The 2,903-nt window shown below is 71.5% G+C and carries 3 protein-coding genes and 1 pseudogene; all 4 read left to right on the forward strand.

The features are described from left to right. The first annotated feature begins 426 nt into the window (after positions 1-426). Positions 427-1,344, forward strand: coding sequence for a non-homologous end-joining DNA ligase (gene ligD, locus AB8Z36_RS35310; RefSeq protein WP_369217477.1), 918 nt, complete (start codon positions 427-429; stop codon positions 1,342-1,344). A gap of 335 nt (positions 1,345-1,679) precedes the next feature. Beyond that, positions 1,680-1,964: pseudogene (locus AB8Z36_RS35315) on the forward strand (gas vesicle protein); the annotation flags it as partial. A 142-nt stretch (positions 1,965-2,106) separates the two neighbouring features. Further along, positions 2,107-2,532, forward strand: a complete 426-nt coding sequence (locus AB8Z36_RS35320) for a gas vesicle structural protein GvpA (RefSeq protein WP_369217478.1) — start codon at positions 2,107-2,109, stop codon at positions 2,530-2,532. Then, positions 2,529-2,903: GvpL/GvpF family gas vesicle protein (locus AB8Z36_RS35325; RefSeq protein ID WP_369217479.1), on the forward strand; the 375-nt coding region annotated here is incomplete at its 3' end. The genes AB8Z36_RS35320 and AB8Z36_RS35325, both read left to right, overlap by 4 nt.

A 2,903-nucleotide genomic window follows, 5' to 3' on the forward strand; every position in this document is an offset into this window, starting at 1 on the left:
GACCTGCGCCGCTCGCCCCGGCGATGCCGCGGGGGAGCGGCCAGGGCTCCCCGGGGCGTGGCCGGKGGTGCGGCCGGGAGCGCGGCCGAGGGAGTGGCCGGGGCGAGCGGCGCAGGTCGGGGCTTGGCTGACTGGCCTGACTGGCCGGGGGCATGGCGGGCCTCACACGGAGAGAAGTGCCGAACAGGACACATCGATACTCCCGGCACGGAAGTCCCAGGTCACGCCCGCTCTCCCCCGACTTCACCGGGGGGCTGGCCCCGTGCACCGTACGGGGCTGGCCCCTCGGGCCGTACGGGGCTGACCCCTTGGGCCGTACGGTGCTGGCCCCACCCGGACGGGTGACCTGAGGCGACTACGGCGACCGCCACCGGGTACCCGTGGAGCCCCCCGCCGAGCCGGCGGACCGAGCCGAAGGGAACCGTCATGAAGGACGACGCGCGGACGGTGCGGGCCGGCCGCCACACCGTGACCCTGCACCGACCGGAGAAGACGATGTTCCCGGCACACGGGGGCGGTGCGGCCCACACCAAGGCGGACCTCTTCGACTACTACCGGTCCGTCGCCCCCTTCATGCTGCCCCACCTGCGCGGACGCCCCCTGATGCTGGAGCGCCACCCGGACGGCGTCGAGGGGCCGCGCTTCATGCAGAAGGACACCCCGGACCACTACCCGGAGTGGATCACCCGCGTCGAGGTGGCGAAGCAGGGCGGCACCGTCGACCACACCGTCTGCGACGACACGGCGACGCTGCTCTTCCTCGCCGACCAGGCCTGTCTCACGCTGCACCGCTGGCTCTCCCGCACGAACCGGATCGACCACCCCGACCGCCTCGTCTTCGACCTGGACCCCGCGAAGGACGACTTCGAGGCGGTACGGGACGCGGCCCGGCTGCTCGGCGGGCTCCTCGACGACATCGGTCTGCCGTCCGCCCTGATGACCACGGGCTCGCGTGGGGTGCACGTCGTCGTGCCGCTCAACGGACGCCATGACTTCGACGACGTCCGGAGCTTCGCCAAGGACGTCGCGGACACCCTCGCCGACGCCCACCCCGAGCGGCTCACGACGGCGGCCCGCAAGGAGGCGCGGGGGGACCGGCTCTATCTGGACGTCCAGCGCAACGCGTACGCCCAGACCGTCGTCGCGCCCTTCTCCGTACGCGCGAAGCCGGGCGCCCCGGTGGCGGTGCCCCTCGCCTGGGAGCAGCTCGACGACCCCGCGGTGCACGCCGGGCACTGGACGATCGAGAACGCGCTGGAGCAGGCGCACAGCGATCCGTGGGCCGGAATCCTGTCCAGAGGCAGGGCTCTCGGCCCGGCCCGCAGGAAGCTCGACCGCACCTGACGATCACGTTTGGCCAAGGCTTTGCGGGTAATCCGGGAGGGGAGGTGGACATGGCCAATACGACGCGTAACACAGCAGACAGCGACAGATCAGGCGATAAGCCATCCAAGACCCGGGAGGCCGAGATGACCGACAGCGACACGTCGGACAAGCAGACCTCCGACGAGCAGACCTCGGACAAGCAGACCTCCGAAAGGCGGCCGCCCGCCAAGCGGGCTCCGGCCAAGCGGTCCGCCCCCAAGCGGACCGCCGCCAAGCGCACGTCCGAGGACGCCCCGGAACGCGACGACGCCCGGGAACGCGACGACGCCCCGGAACGCGACGACGCGGCCGGGAGCAAGGTCAAGGCGTCGCCGGGTCCCATGGTGGTCCTGCGGCACGCCCGCGAGCAGCTCGCCGAGCTGACCGGCATGACGCCCGAGTCCGTGTCGTCCTTCGAACGCACCGACGACGGTTGGTCGTTGGAGGTCGAGGTGCTCGAACTGGCCCGTGTCCCGGACACGATGAGCCTGCTCGCCAGCTACGAGGTGCAGCTCGACCCGCGGGGCGAGCTCACCGGCTACCGGCGGCTCCGCCGCTACGAGCGCGGACGTTCCGAACCGCGCGGCGCCGGCCGCTAGACCCGGCGCCCTTACGCGGCGGCAGGCCGCGGCCGACCCGGCGCGGGGCACGTCCGGCGTGCCCCGGCACGGACCGAAGACCGAAGTTCATAGACCAAAAGCCCCAAGACCCAAGCCCCAACACCCAAGGAGGCTCAGCGGTATGACCGTGGTTCCGGCACAGCAGTCCGGCGGCGGAGGCGGCTCCAGCGGCCTGTACGACGTCGTGGAACTCATCCTCGACCGAGGACTCGTCATCGATGCTTTCGTACGCGTCTCCCTCGTCGGCATCGAGATCCTGAAGATCGACGTGCGTGTGGTCGTCGCGAGTGTCGACACCTATCTGCGCTTCGCCGAGGCGTGCAACCGCCTCGACCTGGAGTCCGGCCCGAAGAAGGACCCGGGCCTGCCCGACCTCGTGGGCGAGATCACGGAGTCCGGCGCCAAGGGCAAGTCCAAGGGCGCGCTCTCCGGAGCGGCCGAGACGATATCGGACGCCTTCAAGCAGTCCCGTGAGGAAGGCCAGCGCGAGGAACGCCCGCGCGCCCGGCGCTCCTCCTCGTCCCGCCGTAAGGAGGAGCAGGAGTGACCACCTACGTCTACGGCATCGCGAGCAGCGCGCACCCGGCGCTGCCCGACGGCATGGAGGGCATCGGCAAGCCCGCGTGCACCGTGCGCATCCTCAGGAACGGTGACCTGGCGGCGATCGTCAGCGACGCCCCCGAGGACCTCAAGCCCAAGCGGCGTGACCTCCTCGCCCACCAGAACGTCCTCTCGGAGGCGGGCGCCGCGGGCGCCGTGCTCCCGATGCGCTTCGGCAGCCTCGCACCGGACGACGAGACGGTCGTCAGCGTCCTCGGCGAGCGCGCCGACCACTACGGCGAGCGCCTGCACGCCCTCGACGGCAAGGTCGAGTACAACGTCAAGGCCTCCCACAACGAACAGGCCGTACTGCACCAG

Origin of the sequence: Streptomyces flavofungini (genome assembly GCF_041028215.1) — a bacterium.
Taxonomy (GTDB): domain Bacteria; phylum Actinomycetota; class Actinomycetes; order Streptomycetales; family Streptomycetaceae; genus Streptomyces; species Streptomyces flavofungini_B.